This window comes from Saccharopolyspora hirsuta (genome assembly GCF_008630535.1).
Lineage (GTDB): Bacteria > Actinomycetota > Actinomycetes > Mycobacteriales > Pseudonocardiaceae > Saccharopolyspora > Saccharopolyspora hirsuta.
The window spans coordinates 203,189-219,474 of the sequence record NZ_VWPH01000014.1 but is presented as its reverse complement, the minus strand read 5'-3'; the positions used below and the strand labels follow the sequence as shown (position 1 = coordinate 219,474).

The window sequence follows — 16,286 nt, the reverse complement described above, 5'->3', positions numbered from 1 at the left end:
GGAGAGCGATGCCGGGCCGAGCTGACCAGCTGTTGCCACTGTCGGCCGCGCAGGCGGGGATCTGGTTCGCCCAACAGCTTGACCAGGCGAACCCGATCTTCAACACCGCCGAACGCGTGGTGATCGACGGACCCGTGGAGCCGGAGCGGTTCGCCGTCGCGCTGCGGCGGGCGGTCGCCGAGGTGGAGGCGCTGCGCATCCGGGTCCGCGACGACGGGGACGAGCTGGGGCAGGTCGTCGAGGAGCCCGCCGAGCTCGACCTGCCGGTCGTCGACTGCACGACCGCCGCCGACCCCGAGGAGCGGGCGCTCGCCTGGATGCGCGCCGACCTGCGCGAACCGGTGGACCTGACGCGCGGCCAGGCCGGGCGGCTGTGGAGCGCCGCGCTGTTCAAGCTCGGCGAGCGGCGCTGGTGCTGGTACCAGCGGATCCACCACGTGGCCATCGACGGCTACGGCTTCTCGATCCTCATCCGCCGGGTCGCCGAGCTCTACACCGACCTCGACGCCGGTCCGTCGCCGTTCGGGCCGCTGTCGGCGCTGCTGGCCGACGAGCAGGAGTACCGGGAGTCGGCGAAGTTCGAGCGCGACACCCGGTACTGGCAGGAACTCTTCGCCGACCGGCCGGACGTGGTGTCGCTGACCGGGAGCTCGCGGCCCACCGCGCACGACTTCCGCAGGCAGACCGCCGAGTCGGCGGCCGGGCGCGCGCTGGCCGCGGCGGCCGAGGAGGGCCGCACGATCTGGTCGGACGCGCTCATCGCCGCCTTCGGCGCCTACCTGCACCGGATGACCGGGGCCACCGACGTGGTGCTGGGCCTGCCGGTGATGGGGCGGCTCGGCTCGGTCGCGCTGCGGGTGCCGGGCATGGTCGTCAACGTGCTGCCGCTGCGGTTGCGGATCACCGCTTCGACCACCCGCGCGGAGCTGATCTCGCAGGTCGCCAAGGCCGTGCGGGACCTGCGCAAGCACCAGCGCACGCGCAGCGAGGACCTGCGCCGCGACCTCAAGCTGCTGGGCTCGGACCGGCCGCTGTTCGGGCCGATGCTCAACATCAAGGCCTTCGACTACGACCTGCGGTTCGGCGACAGCCCGGCCACCGTGCACAACCTCGCCGCCGGACCGGTCGAGGACCTGACCGTCGCGGTCTACCACGAGGACGGGCAGCTGCGGTTCGAGTTCGACGCCAACCCCGACCGCTACGGCGAGGACGAGCTCACCGCGCACCGCGAGCGGTTCCTGCGGTTCCTCGGGAACTTCGCGGAGTGCTCCGGGGACACCCCGGTGGGCCGGGTCGAGCTGCTGGCCCCGGAGGAGCGCACCCGGATCCTGGAGGAGTGGAACGCGCCGATCGCCGACGTTCCCGACCTGCCCGCCGCGACGCTGCCCCAGCTGTTCGAGGAGCAGGCGCAGCGCTCGCCGGACTCGGTCGCCGTCACCTTCGGCGCGCAGCAGCTGACCTACGAGGAGCTCAACTCGCGGGCCAACCAGCTCGCGCACCACCTGATCGACCTCGGCATCGGGCCCGAGCAGCTGGTGGCGCTGGCGCTGCCGCGCTCGGCGGACCTGGTCGTGGCGCTGCTCGCGGTGCTCAAGTCCGGTGCGGCGTACCTGCCGCTGGACCCCGGGCACCCGGCCGAGCGGATCGCCTACATCGTCGGCGACGCCCGGCCGAGCGTGCTGATCAGCGACTCCGAGCACGCGGCCAACCTGCCCGCCGGGCTCACCCGGGTGCTGCTGGACGACCCGACCGCGCAGGCGGAGGTCGCCCGGCACTCGCAGCGCGACCCCAAGTCCGGCGAGCGCGGGCCGCTGACGCCCGAGCACGCCGCGTACGTCATCTACACCTCCGGTTCGACCGGGCAGCCCAAGGGCGTGTCGATCCCGCACCACAACGTGGTCCGGCTGTTCCGCGCCACCGACCCGTGGTTCTCCTTCGGCGGCGACGACGTCTGGACGCTGTTCCACTCCTACGCCTTCGACTTCTCGGTGTGGGAGCTGTGGGGCGCGCTGCTGCACGGCGGTCGGCTGGTGGTGGTCCCGCACGAGATCAGCCGTTCGCCGCGGGAGTTCCGGCGGCTGCTGGTCCGGGAGCGGGTGACCGTGCTCAACCAGACGCCGTCGGCGTTCTACCAGCTCATCCAGGCCGACCGGGAGGACCCGGCGGGCGAGCTGGCGCTGCGGGTGGTGATCTTCGGCGGCGAGGCGCTGGAACTGTCCAGGTTGGACGACTGGTACCAGCGGCACCCCGAGACGCCCAAGCTGGTCAACATGTACGGGATCACCGAGACCACCGTGCACGTGTCCTACGTCGAGCTGGACCGCGAGCTGGTGGCCCGGCGCGACGGCAGCGTGATCGGTCGCGGCATCCCGGACCTGCGGGTCTACCTGCTGGACCCGCAGCTGCAGCCGGTGCCGCCCGGCGTGGTGGGCGAGCTGTACGTGGCCGGGGAGGGCCTGGCGCGCGGTTACCTCGGGCGGCGCGGGCTGACCGCGCAGCGCTTCGTCGCCGACCCGCACGGCGCGCCGGGGACCCGCATGTACCGCTCCGGCGACCTGGGGCGGTGGCGGCCGGACGGCAGCATCGAGTTCATCGGCCGCGCCGACCACCAGGTCAAGGTGCGCGGGTTCCGCATCGAGCTGGGCGAGATCGAGGCGCACCTGGCCGCGCACCCGGAGGTCCGGCAGGCCGCGGTGGTGGTGCGCGAGGACCAGCCCGGCGACCAGCGCCTGGTCGGCTACACCGCGGGCGAGGCCGGGGCGGCGGAGCTGCGGTCGCACCTGGCCGCGCGGCTGCCCGGCTACATGGTGCCCGCCGCGTTCGTGTCCGTGGACGAGATCCCGCTGACCGCCAACGGGAAGCTCGACGTGCGCGCGCTGCCCGCGCCCGAGTTCGGCGGCGACGCCGCCGGGCGCGAGCCGCGCAACGCTGTCGAGGCCGAGCTGTGCCGGTTGTTCGCCGAAGTGCTCGGGGTGCGCGAGGTCGGCATCGACGACGGGTTCTTCGAGCTCGGCGGGCATTCGCTGCTGGCGGCGCGGTTGCTGGCGCGGGTGCGCGCCGAGCTCGGCGCCGAGCTGACCATCCGCGCTCTCTTCGACCACCCGACCGTCGCCGGTCTCGCCGAGCAGCTCGGGGCGGTCGACCGGAGACCGGAGCTGCGGCGCGTCGAGCGGCCCGAGCGGATCCCGCTCTCCTTCGCCCAGCAGCGGCTTTGGTTCCTCAACCGGCTGGAAGGTCCCAGCGCCACCTACAACATGCCGCTGGTGCTGCGCATGTCCGGTGATCTGGACGTGGCGGCGCTGCGGGCTGCGCTCGGCGACGTGGTGCGGCGGCACGAGAGCCTGCGCACGATCTTCCCGGACGAGCTCGGCGAACCGCGCCAGGAAGTGCTCGACGCCGTTCCGGAGCTGACCGTGGTCCAGCTTCCCCGGTCCGGGGATCCGCGATTTCCATTGAAATCGGACGTGCGATTTCCATTGAAATCGCGCGGCTCCGAGAGCGGGACGTCCGATGTGGACGTTGCGCTGGAGGAGGCGGTGCGGCAGGGGTTCGACCTGGCTGCGGAGCTGCCGATCCGGACCGTGCTCTTCGAGACCGGCGACGAGCACGTGCTGCTGGTGCTGCTGCACCACATCACCGGTGACGAGTGGTCCATCCGGCCGCTGGTGCGCGACCTGTCCACCGCTTACGCCGCGCGGCTGCGCGGTGCGGCGCCGGAGTGGGACGAGCTGCCGGTGCAGTACGTGGACTACACGCTGTGGCAGCGGGAACTGCTCGGCGAGGAGTCCGACCCGGCCGGGTTGGCCGGTCGGCAGCTGGAGTTCTGGCGCGACGCGCTCGCCGGGCTGCCCGACCAGCTGGAGCTGCCCACCGACTTCGCGCGCCCGGCCGTGTCCAGCCACCGCGGCGAATCGGTGCGCTTCGAGCTCGGCGCCGAGCTGCACCAGCAGCTGCGGCAGCTCGCCGGGGAGCACCAGGCCAGCGTGTTCATGGTGCTGCAGGCCGGACTCGCGGCGCTGCTTACCCGGCTGGGCGCGGGCACCGACATCCCCATCGGCTCCCCGGTGGCCGGTCGCGCCGACGACGCGCTGGACGACCTCGTCGGGTTCTTCGTCAACAGCCTCGTGCTGCGCACCGACACCTCGGGCGAGCCCGGGTTCGCCGAGCTCGTCGACCGGGTGCGGCAGACCGACCTGGCCGCCTTCGACAACGCCGAGCTGCCCTTCGAGCGGCTCGCGGAGGTGCTCAACCCGGCGCGCTCGCTGTCCCGGCACCCGCTGTTCCAGGTGATGCTGGCCTACTGGGGCGCCACCGACACCGTCACCGCGGACCTGCCCGGCCTCCGGACCACTGTGGACACGATGGCCGCCGGGGCGGCGAAGTTCGACCTGGCGTTCAGCCTCGGCGAACGCGCCGACGGCGGGGTCGACGGGCTGGTGCAGTACAGCACCGACCTGTTCACCCGGCAGACCGTCGAGGACCTGGCCGCGCGATTCGTCCAGCTGCTGACCGCCGCAGTGGCCGACCCGACCACCCCGATCGGCCGCTTGGACGTGCTGGGCGAGGAGGCCCGGCAGCGCGTGCTGAGCTGGGGCGACGCCGTCGGATCGGTGGAACCGGCCGGGACCTTCCCCGAGCTGTTCGCGCGCAGCGCCGAGCGCGACCCGGACAAGACCGCGCTGATCTTCGAGGACGTCGAGCTCAGCTACCGCGAGCTCGACCGGCGGGTCACCGAGCAGGCGCGGCTGCTGGTCGAGCACGGCGTCGGGCCGGGCGACATCGTCGGCGTGCTGCTGCCGCGCTCGCCCGAGCTGATCATCGGGCTGCTGGCCGCGATGCGCGCCGGGGCCGCCTACCTGGCGCTGGACCCGGAGTACCCGGTGGAGCGGCTGCGGCACATGGTCGACGACGCCCGGCCGCGCCTGGTGCTCACCGACGACCTGGGCGCCGAGCTGCCGACGACCCTGCTGAGCTGCCACGACCGGCCGGAGGGCAGCTGGCAGCTGCCGACCCCGCAGTTGGACGACGCCGCGTACGTCATCTACACCTCGGGCTCCACCGGCACCCCGAAGGGCGTGGTCGTGCCGCACCGCGGCATCGCCAAGCTGCTGGCCACCCAGACCGAGCGGGTCGGCATCACCGCCGACAGCCGGGTGCTGCAGTTCGCCTCGCCGAGCTTCGACGTGGCGTTCTGGGAGATGTGCATGGGCCTGCTCAGCGGCGGCACGCTGGTCGTGGTGCCCGCCGACCGGCGGGTGCCCGGGGAACCGCTGGCCGAGTACGCCCGCCGCCACCGCGTCACGCACCTGGCCATCGGGCCGTCGATGATGGGCATGTTCCCCGCCGACACCGAGCTCCCGCCGGACGCGACGCTGCTGTGCGGGGCCGAGAAGGTGCCGTCCGACCTGGTGCTGCGCTGGGCGCGCGGGCGGCGGATGCTCAACTGCTACGGCCCCACCGAGGCCACCGTCAACTCCACGCTGTGGGACTGCGATCCCGACGCCGTGGGCAGCTCGGTGCCGATCGGCGTGCCCGATCCCGGCGCCCGGCTCCACGTGCTCGACGCGCAGCTCCAGCCGACCCCGCCCGGGGTGGTCGGCGAGCTCTACGTCTCCGGGCTCGGGCTTGCCCGCGGCTACCTCAACCGGCCGGGGCTGACCGCCGAGCGGTTCGTCGCCGACCCGTTCGGACCGCCCGGCTCCCGCATGTACCGCACCGGCGACCTGGTGCGCTGGCGCTCCGACGGGACGCTGGACTTCGCCGGTCGGGCCGACGACCAGGTCAAGATCCGCGGGTTCCGCATCGAGCTCGGCGAGGTCGAGGCGGTGCTGGCCCAGCACCCGGACGTCGCGCAGGTCGCGGCGGTGGTGCGCGAGGACACCCCCGGCGACAAGCGGTTGGTGGCCTACGTGGTGGGCGGCGGCGACGCGGCCGAGCTGCGGCGCCACGTGGCCGACGCGCTGCCGGACTACATGGTCCCGGCCGCGGTGGTGTTCGTCGACGCACTGCCGCTGATGCCCAACGGCAAGCTCGACCGCCGCGCACTGCCCGCGCCCGACCTGGGCGAAGCGGTCGGCAACACGATGCCGCGCAACCCCACCGAGGAGATCCTCTGCGGGCTGTTCGCCGAGGTGCTGGGGCTGCCGCGGGTCGGGACCGAGGACAGCTTCTTCGACCTCGGCGGGCACTCCCTGCTGGCGGCCAAGCTCATCGGCCGCATCCGCGACGCGCTGGGCGTGCGGGTCAACGTCGGCAGCCTGTTCGCCGCGCCGACCGTGGTCGGCCTGGCCGAGCGGCTGCACAGCGGCGGCGGCCGGGACGCGCTGGAGATCCTGCTGCCGCTGCGCACCGAAGGCAGCAAGCCGCCGCTGTTCTGCGTGCACCCCGCCGCCGGGCTGGCCTGGCCGTTCTCCGGGCTGCTCAAGCACATCGACGAGGAGCGGCCGATCTACGGAATCCAGTCGCGCGGGCTCGCCGAGCCGAAACCGGTCGCGGCCAGCCTGTCCGAGATGGCCGCCGAGTACCTCGAGCACATCCGGCAGGTCCAGCCGCACGGGCCGTACCACTTCCTCGGCTGGTCCTTCGGCGGCGTGGTCGCGCACGAGATGAGCACCCACCTGCAGGAGCAGGGCGAGGAGGTGCGTTTCCTGTGCATGCTCGACTCCTACCCCAAGGACGTGTGGGACGAGCTGCCGACCGAGGAGGAAGCGCTCAAGGCGCTGCTCTACATGGCCGGTTACGACCTGGCCGAGCTCGGCGAGGGGCCGCTGACCAGGGCGGACGTGATGGCGATCCTGTCCGCCGAGGGCAGCGCACTGGCCAACCTGGAACCGCACAGCATCACCGCGATCATCGACAACTTCGCCAACTGCGCGGTGCTGGAGAACGAGGCCGACCACGACAAGTTCCGCGGTGACGTCCTGTTCTTCACCGCCACCGTCAACCCGGCCAAGGCGTCGCTGACCGCGCAGATGTGGCAGCCCTACGTCGACGGCGAGGTGCGCAACCACGACGTCGCCTGCGAGCACAAGGACATGACCCAACCCGGGCCGCTCGCCGAGATCGCCGCGGTCGTCGACCGCGAGCTCGGCGAGGCCGACCGGCTCGCAGGGGTGAACACCGAAGGAGCACGAGGATGACCAACCCGTTCGAGGATCCGGCCGCGGAGTACTACGCCCTGATCAACGACCAGGACCAGTACTCGCTGTGGCCGAGCGCGATCGAGGTGCCGGCCGGGTGGAGCGTCGCGCACGGCCCGGCCGACCGGGAGTCCTGCGTGGACCACATCGAGGCGAACTGGACCGACATGCGGCCCGCGCGCTGACCGCGATGCTTCGCCAGGTGAGCCCCCAGGTCGCGGTGTGCGTCTGCTACGTCGCGGCGATGTTCATGAACGGCATGGACGCCACCATCGTCAACGTGGCGCTGCCCGCGATCGCCGACGAGTTCGCGGTCCCGGCCAGCACGACCTCGGCGGTCAACGTCGGGTACCTGGTCAGCCTCGCGGTGTGCATCCCGGTGTCCGGCTGGCTCGGCGACCGGTTCGGCACGAAACGGGTCTTCCTCGGTGCCTTCGGGATGTTCGTGCTGGCATCGGCGCTGTGCGGGCTGGCCACCGACCTGACCCAGCTGACCCTCGCGCGGGTGCTGCAGGGCGCGGGCGGCGGGGTGATGAGCCCGGTCGCGCTGACCATGCTGTTCCGCGCCTACCCGCCGGAGCAGCGGATCCGGTTGTCCCGGGTGCTGCTGCTGCCGACCGCGGTGGCCCCGGCGCTCGGGCCGGTGCTGGGCGGGTTCTTCGTGGAGAACTTCACCTGGCGGTGGGGCTTCTACGTCAACGTGCCGGTCGGCGTGCTGGCGCTGGTGTTCGGCGCGCTGCTGCTGGTCGAGCACGTCGAGGCGCGCGAGAAGCGGTTCGACGCGCTCGGTTTCGCGCTGGCCGCGCCGGGGCTCGGGCTGGTGATGTACGCGCTGGAATCGGTCGCGCAGGCCGGGCCGGGCTCGCCGCACTTCTGGGCCAGCGGGATCGCCGGGCTGGTCTGCCTGGGACTGCTGGTCCGGACCCAGCTCAGAGCCCGGGAACCGATGCTGGACCTGCGGTTGTTCGGCGACGCCTCGTTCCGCCGCGCCAGCGGGATCCTGTTCCTGTGCGTGGCCGGGTTCCTCGGCACGCTCTACGGGTTCACGCTGATGTTCCAGGAGGGGCTGGGCGCGTCGGCCTGGGAGACCGGGCTGGTGACGCTGCCGAAGGCGATCGGGCTGATGATCGCCTCCCAGCTGATCGGCTGGGCGCACCGCAGGTTCGGGCCGCGCCGGGTGATCGCGACCGCCATGTTCGGGGCTGCGGTGTCGTTCGCGCTGCTCAACGCGATCAGCGCGGGCGACTTCTGGTTCGCCGCGTTCGTGCAGCTGCTCACCGGGTTCTTCGTGGGCGCGGCTTCGGCCGAGCTGCAGGTCATCGCCTTCACCACGATCAGCGCATCGGCGACCGGCGGGGCGTCGACGCTGTTCAACGTGCAGCGGCAGGTCGGTTCCGCGCTCGGCGTGGCGCTGACCGCGTGCGTGCTGGCCGGTGCGCCCGGACTGGGCGGCTACCACCTGGCGATGTTGGTGTCGGCCGGATTCGCGCTGGTCGGAATGCTTCTTGCCGTGCGCATCAAGGAAATCGCCCCGGTGCGGCAACCGGTCGCGGTGGGGCGCTGAGAGATCTGAGCCACCGCGGGGCAGACAACGCGGTGGTTATATGGTTAGGCTTGCCTTAACTGACATGATCGTTGGTGGACAGGAAGGAACGCATGGTCGATGGGTACCGCGGACCGACTCCGGCACAGCCGGCCCCCAGCGCGCAATCTCCAGGTGCTGCGCACCGCTGAGCTGAGCCCGTCGATGCGGCGGATCACCCTGGGCGGCGAGGAGCTCGAGGGCTTCCTGGACCAGCACACCGGGCCGAACATCAAGGTGTTCGTGCCCCGGCAGGGCCAGCAGCGACCGGTGCTGCCGGTGCTGGACGAGGAGACCGGCCGCTACCGCTGGCCCGAGCTGCACGAGCGGCCGACCATGCGCACCTACACCGTCCGCCGCTACGACGAGGCCCGCGGCGAGCTCGACGTGGACTTCGTGATGCACGGCGCCCACGGGGTGGCCTCCAACTGGGCGCGCAACGCCCGGCCCGGCGACCACCTCGGCGTGATGGGCCCCGGCGGCAAGACCTGCCGGGCGGCCGACTACTACCTGCTGGTCGGCGACGAGACCGCGCTGCCGGCGATCTCCAGCATCGTCGAGGGCCTGCCGCCCACCGCGCGCGGCCAGGTGCTCGTCGAGATCGGCGACGCCACCGACCAGCAGCACGTCGAATGCCCGCCGGACCTGCGCTGGACCTGGCTGCACCGCGACGGCGTCGCGGCCGGGCGCTCGCAGCAGCTGGTCGACGCCGTCCAGCAGCTGGACGTGCCCGCTGACGTGGACGTCTCGGCCTGGGTGGCCGGGGAGTCCGGCATCGTCCGCGGCATCCGCCGCCACCTGCGCAACGACCGCGGCATGGACGCCAAGTCCGTGCTCGCCATCGGCTACTGGAAGTACGGGCTGGCCGAGACCGAATACCACGACAAGCACAACCACGACCGGGACTGACCGACGTGGACCGGGTCCGGCGCGAGCGAGCGGCTTGCGCCGGTGTATGCGCGTGCCCGCGAACGGGGCACCAGCGACGCGAGGGGACAACGTGACCGCGGTACCGAGCGAGGAAGAAGTCCACGACGTCCTGGGGATCGGCTTCGGGCCGTCCAACCTGGCGCTGGCCATCGCGCTGGAGGAGCACAACCGCACCGCGCCGGCGGCCGACCGGCTCTCCGGGGTGTTCTTCGAGCGCAAACCCGCCTTCGGCTGGCACCGGGGCATGCTGATCGAGGGCACCACCATGCAGGTGTCGTTCCTCAAGGACCTGGTCACCATGCGCAACCCGGCCAGCGACTTCTCCTTCCTGAGCTACCTGCACGCCAAGCAGCGGCTGGTGGACTTCATCAACCACAAGACGATGTTCCCGACCCGCGTCGAGTACCACGACTACCTGGAGTGGGCGGCCGCGCGGGTGGCCGACCAGGTGCGCTACGACGCCGAGGTCGTCGAGCTGCACCGCGCCGGGGAGCACTTCGAGGCCGTCGTCCGCCGCGGCGGGCAGCTGGAGGTGCACCGGGCGCGCAACGTCGTGCTCGCGGTCGGGCTGGAGGCGAGCGTGCCCGCCGGTGCCGAGCTCGGCGACCGGGTGTGGCACAACCTCGACCTGCTGCACCGCGTCGACGAGCTGACCGAGGCGCCGCGCCGCTGCGTGGTCGTCGGCGCCGGGCAGAGCGCCGCCGAGGTCACCGAGTACCTGCACCGGACGTTCCCGGCGGCCGAGGTGTGCGCGGTGTTCAGCCGGTACGGCTACAGCCCGGCCGACGACAGCCCGTTCGCCAACCGGATCTTCGACCCGCAGGCGGTGGACGACTTCCACACCGCCTCGCCCGAGGTCCGCGACCAGCTGCTGGACTACCACCGCAACACCAACTACTCGGTGGTCGACCTCGACCTCATCGAGGAGCTCTACGCCCGCGCCTACCAGGAGAAGGTGCGCGGCGAGCAGCGGCTGCGGATCCTCAACGCCTCCCGCGTCCGCGACGTCGCGACCCGCGACGGCGGGGTGTCGGTGACCGTCGAGCACCTGCCCTCGGGCGAGCGCGCCGAGCTGGCCGCCGACCTGCTGGTGTACGCGACGGGGTGCCGTCCGCGCGACCCGCTGCCGCTGCTCGGCGAGGCCGCGCAGGACTGCGAGCGGGACGAGCGGGGCCGTCTCCAGGTGGAGCGCGACTACCGCCTGCGCACCAGCGCCGACCTCCCGGGCGCCATCTACCTGCAGGGCGGGACCGAGCACACGCACGGCCTGACCTCGTCGCTGCTGTCCAACGGCGCGGTCCGCGCGGGCGAGATCCGAGACTCGATCCTCACCCGCCGCAGCCGGACGGCGGCCGCCGAGCCGGACCGGGCCGTCAGCTACGCCTGACCTCGGGCGCGTCCGGGCTGCCGACCTGCAGTTTCAATGGAAACGGCGATTCCCGCGCACGGCGATTCACAGTTTCCATTGAGGTGGTCTCAGGGGGTGATCCGGGTGGAACGGGCCGGTCGTCCGCGTGTCGGGCGGGATGTCAGTTTTGCCTAAAACTGACACGGCACCTCGGGCACCGGCCGGTGTCAGTTATAGGCAAAACTGACACCCAGGCACCGCCGGTGGGCCGAGGACCGTCACTGAGATCACCTCACTGAACTTCTTCCATCCTGTCTGCGGACAGAGGCCGCGACGGGCGACCGGCACCGACCGGCAGGTGTCGCATGCGCCGCCAGGCGCATAACCCACCCTCGCAACTCGCACCGCCGCGGGTTCTCAGCGTCCGCCTGGTGAGGACGGCCCGGCTGCCGTGTATTGGTCATACATAAAGCCGGGCACCCACAGCCAGGCGGGCGCTGAGGTTCCGCCACTTGCACCGCCACGCAAAACGAGACTGGAATAACCTCAATGGCGGGAACAAGGTCGGGGTTCGGGTGGTTGCAGGGGTCGATGGACACCAATGCGACTCCGGAGCGCGCCGAGGCCGGTAGCGCGACCGCCGATCAGGCCGATCAGATCAAGGGCGTTGCGCGCGGTGACTCGCCGGTGCCGCTGTCGGTGCTCGACCTGTCCACCGTCGGTGCGCAGCACAGCCCGTCCGACGCGTTGAGCACCACCACCGAGCTGGCCCGCAGCGTCGAGGCCTGGGGCTTCCAGCGGATGTGGGTCGCCGAGCACCACGGCATGCCCGGCATCGCCAGCTCCGCCCCGGCGGTCGTGATCGCGCACCTCGCCGCGCACACCAGCACGCTGCGGCTGGGGTCCGGCGGCGTCATGCTGCCCAACCACGCGCCGCTGGTCGTCGCCGAGCAGTTCGGCACCTTGGAGGCGCTGCACCCCGGGCGCATCGACCTCGGCATCGGCCGCGCCCCCGGAACCGACCAGGCCACCGCCCGCGCCCTGCGGCGCACCACCGGTCCGCTGTCCGCCGACGACTTCCCGCAGCAGCTCGGCGAGCTGATGGCCTTCCTCGGCGACGACTTCCCGATCGACCACCCCTACGCGGCGATCCAGTCCGTCCCGAACGGGCCGGTGCCGCCGATCTGGCTGCTCGGCTCCAGCGGCTTCAGCGCGCAGCTGGCCGGGGCGCTCGGCCTGCCGTTCGCCTTCGCCCACCACTTCAGCGCGCAGAACACGCTGCCCGCGCTGGACCTGTACCGGCAGTCCTTCCAGCCCTCCGCGGTGCTGGACGAGCCGTACGCGCTGATCGGGGTGCAGGCGGTGGCCGCCGACACCGACGAGGAAGCGCTCGACATCATCCGCCCGGTCGCGCTGAGCATGCTCCGGCTGCGCCGCGGCATGCCCGGCAAGCAGCCAACCCGGCAGGAGGCGCGCGAGTACGCCTACACGGAGCTGGAGCAGAGCTTCGTGGACAGCTGGCTGGCCGACGCCGTGTACGGATCGCCGGAGAAGGTCCGCGCCGAGCTGGACGAGCTGCGCGAGCGCACCGGTGTCCAGGAGCTGATGCTGACCGCCAACGTCCCGGACCGGGACACCAAGCTGCACTCGTTCGAACTGGTCGCCAAGGCCTACCGGATGATCTGAGGCGCCGCGGACCAGCGGTTCGAGCCCGGGCAAGGTGGGCGGCGCCACTCTTGGTCGAGGTCCGGCGCGGCCGCTGGTTTCGCGTGGCGTACGGTCTATTGACACCGGTGTTTCTTAGGCACGAGGCGGGATTGAGGGATTGGCGTGAAGCCTGGTGTGCTGATCTTCTACCGGATCATGGCGTACGTCACCGCGGTGCTGTTGATCCTGCTGTGCGCCGCGATGGTGCTCAAGTACGGCCACTTCGCCGGGCTCTGGGACGAGGGCAGCCCGACCCAGCAGCTCGGCACCGACTGGACCTTCCGGATCGGTGTCGCGCACGGCTGGCTGTACATGGTCTACCTGCTCGTCGCCGTGGTCGCCACGACCCAGCTGCGCGTCCCGATCGGTCGCATGCTGCTGGTGCTGCTGGCGGGCACCATCCCGTTCGGCGCGTTCTTCGCCGAGCGCAAGGTGACGCACTGGCACGAGCTGCGGTTGGCGGGCAAGCCGCTGACCGAAGCGCGCACCCGGACCGCGGAGGAATCGCCGGCCTCATGACAGCAACCCACGAGTCCGCCGCTGCCGAAGTCGCGCCGCCCGCCGGGCGCAAGCGCGGTGTCGTCGCCGCCTACTTCGCGCTGACCAAGCCGCGCGTCATCGAGCTGCTGCTGGTCACCACCATCCCGGCGATGTTCCTCGCCCAGCGCGGCGTCCCGTCCCCGTGGCTGGTGATCGTGACGCTGGTCGGCGGCGCCATGTCGGCCGGTAGCGCCAACGCGCTCAACTGCGTCGCGGACTCCGACATCGACGCGGTGATGCACCGGACCAAGAAGCGCCCGCTGGTGCGCTACGAGGTGCCGCGCCGCAACGCGCTGATCTTCGGCATCGTGCTCGGCGTGGTGTCCTTCGCCGTGCTGTGGCTGGGGGCGAACCTGCTGGCCGCGGTGCTGGCCACCAGCGCGATCCTGTTCTACGTCTTCGTCTACACGCTGGTGCTCAAGCGCCGGACCTCGCAGAACATCGTGTGGGGCGGCGCCGCGGGCTGCATGCCGGTGGTGGTCGGCTGGGCCGCGGTCACCGGCAAGGTGGAGTGGCCCGCGCTGGTGATGTTCGGCGTGGTGTTCCTGTGGACGCCGCCGCACTTCTGGTCGCTGGCCATGAAGTACAAGGACGACTACGCCCGCGCCGGGGTGCCGATGCTGCCGGTGGTGGCCACCACCCGCCAGGTGTCGGCGCGGATCCTGGCCTACAGCTGGGCGACGGTGGGCTGCACGCTGCTGCTCGTGCCGGTGACCAGCTGGGTCTACGTGGCTTTCGCGGTGCTGGCCGGGGCGGCGTTCCTGATCGTGGCGCAGCGCCTGCACAGCGCGGTCCGCAACGGTCGGGCCGTCAACCCGATGAAGCTGTTCCACCTGTCGAACTCGTACCTGGCCCTGCTCTTCGTGGCGATCGCGATCGACGCCGCGGTCGGCCTCCCGGTGCTGGGCTGAGCCCCACCTCGACACCCCCGAACGGACCGTTCGCCCCACTGCGGTGAGCGGTCCGTTCGCTTTGTGCGGCGCTGCTCAGAGGCGGAGGTGGAGGCGGAGGGCGTTGTCGAGGGCGGCGAGGGTGTTGCGGGGGAGGGCGCCGATCCGGTTGCCGATGCGGTTCACCGCCACCACCCTGACCTGTTCGGCCTGGGCCTTGGAGTCGTGGGGGAGGCCGCAGTCGGCCGCCCGGAGGAGCACCTGGAACGGGTGGACGCGGTCGATGTTGGTGGTCACCGGGACCACGGTGATCACCCCGCGCTTGGCCCGCTGGGCGCTGCGGTTGGCCGCGTCGTTGCTCACCACCACCGCGGGGCGGGTCTTGTTCGCCTCGGCCCCGCGGATCGGCTCGAAGTCGACCCAGTAGAGGTCACCTCGGCGCATCGGCCATGCCGTCCGCCGTCGTCGCGTCCCACAGCTGCGCGTCGTCGCCGCTGTCCCACTCGTCCCAGGCGCTCTCGTAGGCCTCTTCCAGCTCGGCGGTGCGCAGCAGGTTGATCGCCTGGTGGATCACCGCCGAGCGGGAGCGCGCCCCGGTCTGCTCGGCATAGGAGTCGACGAAGGTGACGTCCTCGTCGCTCAAGCTCACACTCACCTTCATACCGCGATGCTACCGGCGTTACTACCCGGTGTCATACCTGATCAGTGCAGGACCGGGAACACCGGCGGGGTGCCGCGGCCGGTGGCGGCGTCGATCAGCGCGACCGGGTCGGCGGTCTCCGCCAGCAGCCGCACCGTCTCGCGGACCGGGGCACCGGCCATCGGGCCCGGTATCGGCAGGTCGAGCGCGGCGGCCATGTCGAAGTGGTGCACGACCGCCTCCATCAGGAAGATCCGCAGGGCCTCGCCCGCCGGGACCACCGCGAACCCGCCGTAGTCGACCTTGCGGTCCAGGTCGGCGGTGCGGAGGCTGGCGATCACCTCCGGCGCGAGGTCGGTGAACTGCGCGACCAGCTCGCCGGTCGGGGACCCGGCCCGCTGGAGCGCGGTGGTGCGCACCTCCTCGCTGGTCTGGTCGGCGATGCCGCCCGGCTGCTGCATGTGGGCCAGCAGGGCGGCGGCGTCGGCGTGGGTCACCGGGGCCTCCGGCTCCGGCGCTGCGACGCCCGCCGCGGTCCCCGCCGGGAAGTCGGCGTGGTGGGCGTAGACGTCCTTGACGGTCCAGTCGGGCAGCCGGGTGGGCCGCCGCCACTGCTCCTCGTCCAGGTCGCGGCCGAGCTCGGCCCACACCTGCCAGGCCTGCTCCAGTGCGTCGACGATCATCCTGCTCCGATCAGCTCGAAGGTCACGCACGCCCGGCCGCCGAAGCGGTCGGCGTGGTGCCGGGCGGATTCCTCCACGATGTGGCGGGCGTGCTCCTCGGCGGGCTCGTCGCTCAGGGCCTCCAGGTAGGTCTGGTGCGCGGCCAGCGAGGCCACCCCGTGCTCCAGGAAGTCGGTGATGTCCACCGCGTGCGTCGGGTGCGGCGAGGCGGCGACGCCGATCCAGCGGACGCCCTGCCACGGTTCGTAGCCCTGCTCGACGAGCTCCGGGAAGATCCAGCGGTTCCCGGCGTCGGCGACCGCGTCCAGCGCGGCCCGGCCGACCGCCCGGTGGTCCGCGCTGTTCCAGCTGCCCGGACCCCAGGAGTCGTGGTGGTTCAGCGTGATCACCAGCCCGGGCCGGTGCTGCCGGATCGCGCGGCACAGGTCCTGGCGCAGCTGCGGGCCGTACTCGACCACGCCGTCGCGGTGGTCCAGGAACTCCACCGAGTGCACGCCGACCTTGGCCGCGCTCGCGTGCTGCTCGAGCTCGCGCAGCGGTGCGGCCTCCGCGGGCGGCACGTCGTCGATGCCCGCCTCCCCGCGGGTCACCAGCAGGTAGGCGACGTCGCGGCCGGACGCGGTCCAGGCCGCGACCGCGCCGGAGCAGCCGTACTCCAGGTCGTCGGGGTGCGCGACGATCGCCAGCGCCCGCTGCCAGTCCGTCGGCATCGGTTCGAGCTCATCGGTCATCGGGTCGCCTCCTGGTCGCGCTGCGGGTGGTCCGAGTGTCGCGCAGCGGGCGCGGTGCGGTCCGCTGCGACCGCCGGTTTCCCCGGACCGGTTGGG

Annotated in this window: 12 protein-coding genes; 8 read left to right on the top strand and 4 right to left on the bottom strand. The window is 72.0% G+C overall.

The genetic code is table 11. The features are described from left to right. Window positions 1-8 precede the first annotated feature (8 nt). The 8 genes from F1721_RS27725 to F1721_RS27690 all read left to right on the top strand — a co-directional run bounded on the left by F1721_RS27725 (window position 9) and on the right by F1721_RS27690 (window position 14,157). Complete coding sequence (locus F1721_RS27725; RefSeq protein ID WP_150069737.1) at window positions 9-7,139, top strand: amino acid adenylation domain-containing protein; 7,131 nt, start codon at window positions 9-11, stop codon at window positions 7,137-7,139. Next, entirely contained in the window at window positions 7,136-7,324 is a 189-nt protein-coding gene (locus F1721_RS27720) for an MbtH family protein (protein ID WP_150069736.1), read from the top strand. The genes F1721_RS27725 and F1721_RS27720 overlap by 4 nt, the downstream gene beginning before the upstream one ends. Window positions 7,325-7,341: 17 nt before the next feature. Further along, complete coding sequence (locus F1721_RS27715; protein ID WP_246155347.1) at window positions 7,342-8,703, top strand: MDR family MFS transporter; 1,362 nt, start codon at window positions 7,342-7,344, stop codon at window positions 8,701-8,703. 153 nt (window positions 8,704-8,856) lie between these two features. After that, the gene (locus F1721_RS27710; protein ID WP_246155346.1) at window positions 8,857-9,630 is read left to right on the top strand and encodes a siderophore-interacting protein; all 774 of its coding nucleotides are present in this window, start codon (window positions 8,857-8,859) and stop codon (window positions 9,628-9,630) included. A 91-nt stretch (window positions 9,631-9,721) separates the two neighbouring features. Further along, window positions 9,722-11,038 carry a lysine N(6)-hydroxylase/L-ornithine N(5)-oxygenase family protein gene (locus F1721_RS27705; RefSeq protein WP_246155345.1) on the top strand — a complete coding sequence of 439 codons (1,317 nt, stop codon included), beginning with the start codon at window positions 9,722-9,724 and terminating at the stop codon, window positions 11,036-11,038. A 552-nt stretch (window positions 11,039-11,590) separates the two neighbouring features. Further along, window positions 11,591-12,685 carry an LLM class flavin-dependent oxidoreductase gene (locus F1721_RS27700; protein ID WP_150069732.1) on the top strand — a complete coding sequence of 365 codons (1,095 nt, stop codon included), beginning with the start codon at window positions 11,591-11,593 and terminating at the stop codon, window positions 12,683-12,685. A gap of 144 nt (window positions 12,686-12,829) precedes the next feature. Next, entirely contained in the window at window positions 12,830-13,225 is a 396-nt protein-coding gene (locus tag F1721_RS27695; protein ID WP_150069731.1) for a DUF3817 domain-containing protein, read from the top strand. Continuing rightward, the gene (locus tag F1721_RS27690) at window positions 13,222-14,157 is read left to right on the top strand and encodes a heme o synthase (protein ID WP_150069730.1); all 936 of its coding nucleotides are present in this window, start codon (window positions 13,222-13,224) and stop codon (window positions 14,155-14,157) included. The genes F1721_RS27695 and F1721_RS27690 overlap by 4 nt, the downstream gene beginning before the upstream one ends. 75 nt (window positions 14,158-14,232) lie before the next feature. Here F1721_RS27690 and F1721_RS27685 read toward each other — a convergent pair whose 3' ends face one another. From F1721_RS27685 to F1721_RS27670, 4 genes are read right to left on the bottom strand one after another with little or no spacing between them, the layout of a single operon-like run. Beyond that, window positions 14,233-14,580: a type II toxin-antitoxin system PemK/MazF family toxin gene (locus F1721_RS27685; RefSeq protein WP_150069729.1), complete on the bottom strand. Its 348-nt coding sequence runs from the start codon at window positions 14,578-14,580 to the stop codon at window positions 14,233-14,235. Continuing rightward, the gene (locus F1721_RS27680) at window positions 14,567-14,797 is read right to left on the bottom strand and encodes a ribbon-helix-helix domain-containing protein (RefSeq protein WP_150069728.1); all 231 of its coding nucleotides are present in this window, start codon (window positions 14,795-14,797) and stop codon (window positions 14,567-14,569) included. Before F1721_RS27680 ends, F1721_RS27685 begins: the two co-directional genes overlap by 14 nt. A gap of 41 nt (window positions 14,798-14,838) precedes the next feature. Continuing rightward, entirely contained in the window at window positions 14,839-15,459 is a 621-nt protein-coding gene (locus F1721_RS27675) for a maleylpyruvate isomerase N-terminal domain-containing protein (RefSeq protein WP_150069727.1), read from the bottom strand. After that, window positions 15,456-16,190: a PIG-L deacetylase family protein gene (locus F1721_RS27670; RefSeq protein ID WP_150069726.1), complete on the bottom strand. Its 735-nt coding sequence runs from the start codon at window positions 16,188-16,190 to the stop codon at window positions 15,456-15,458. Before F1721_RS27670 ends, F1721_RS27675 begins: the two co-directional genes overlap by 4 nt. Window positions 16,191-16,286: the final 96 nt, after the last annotated feature.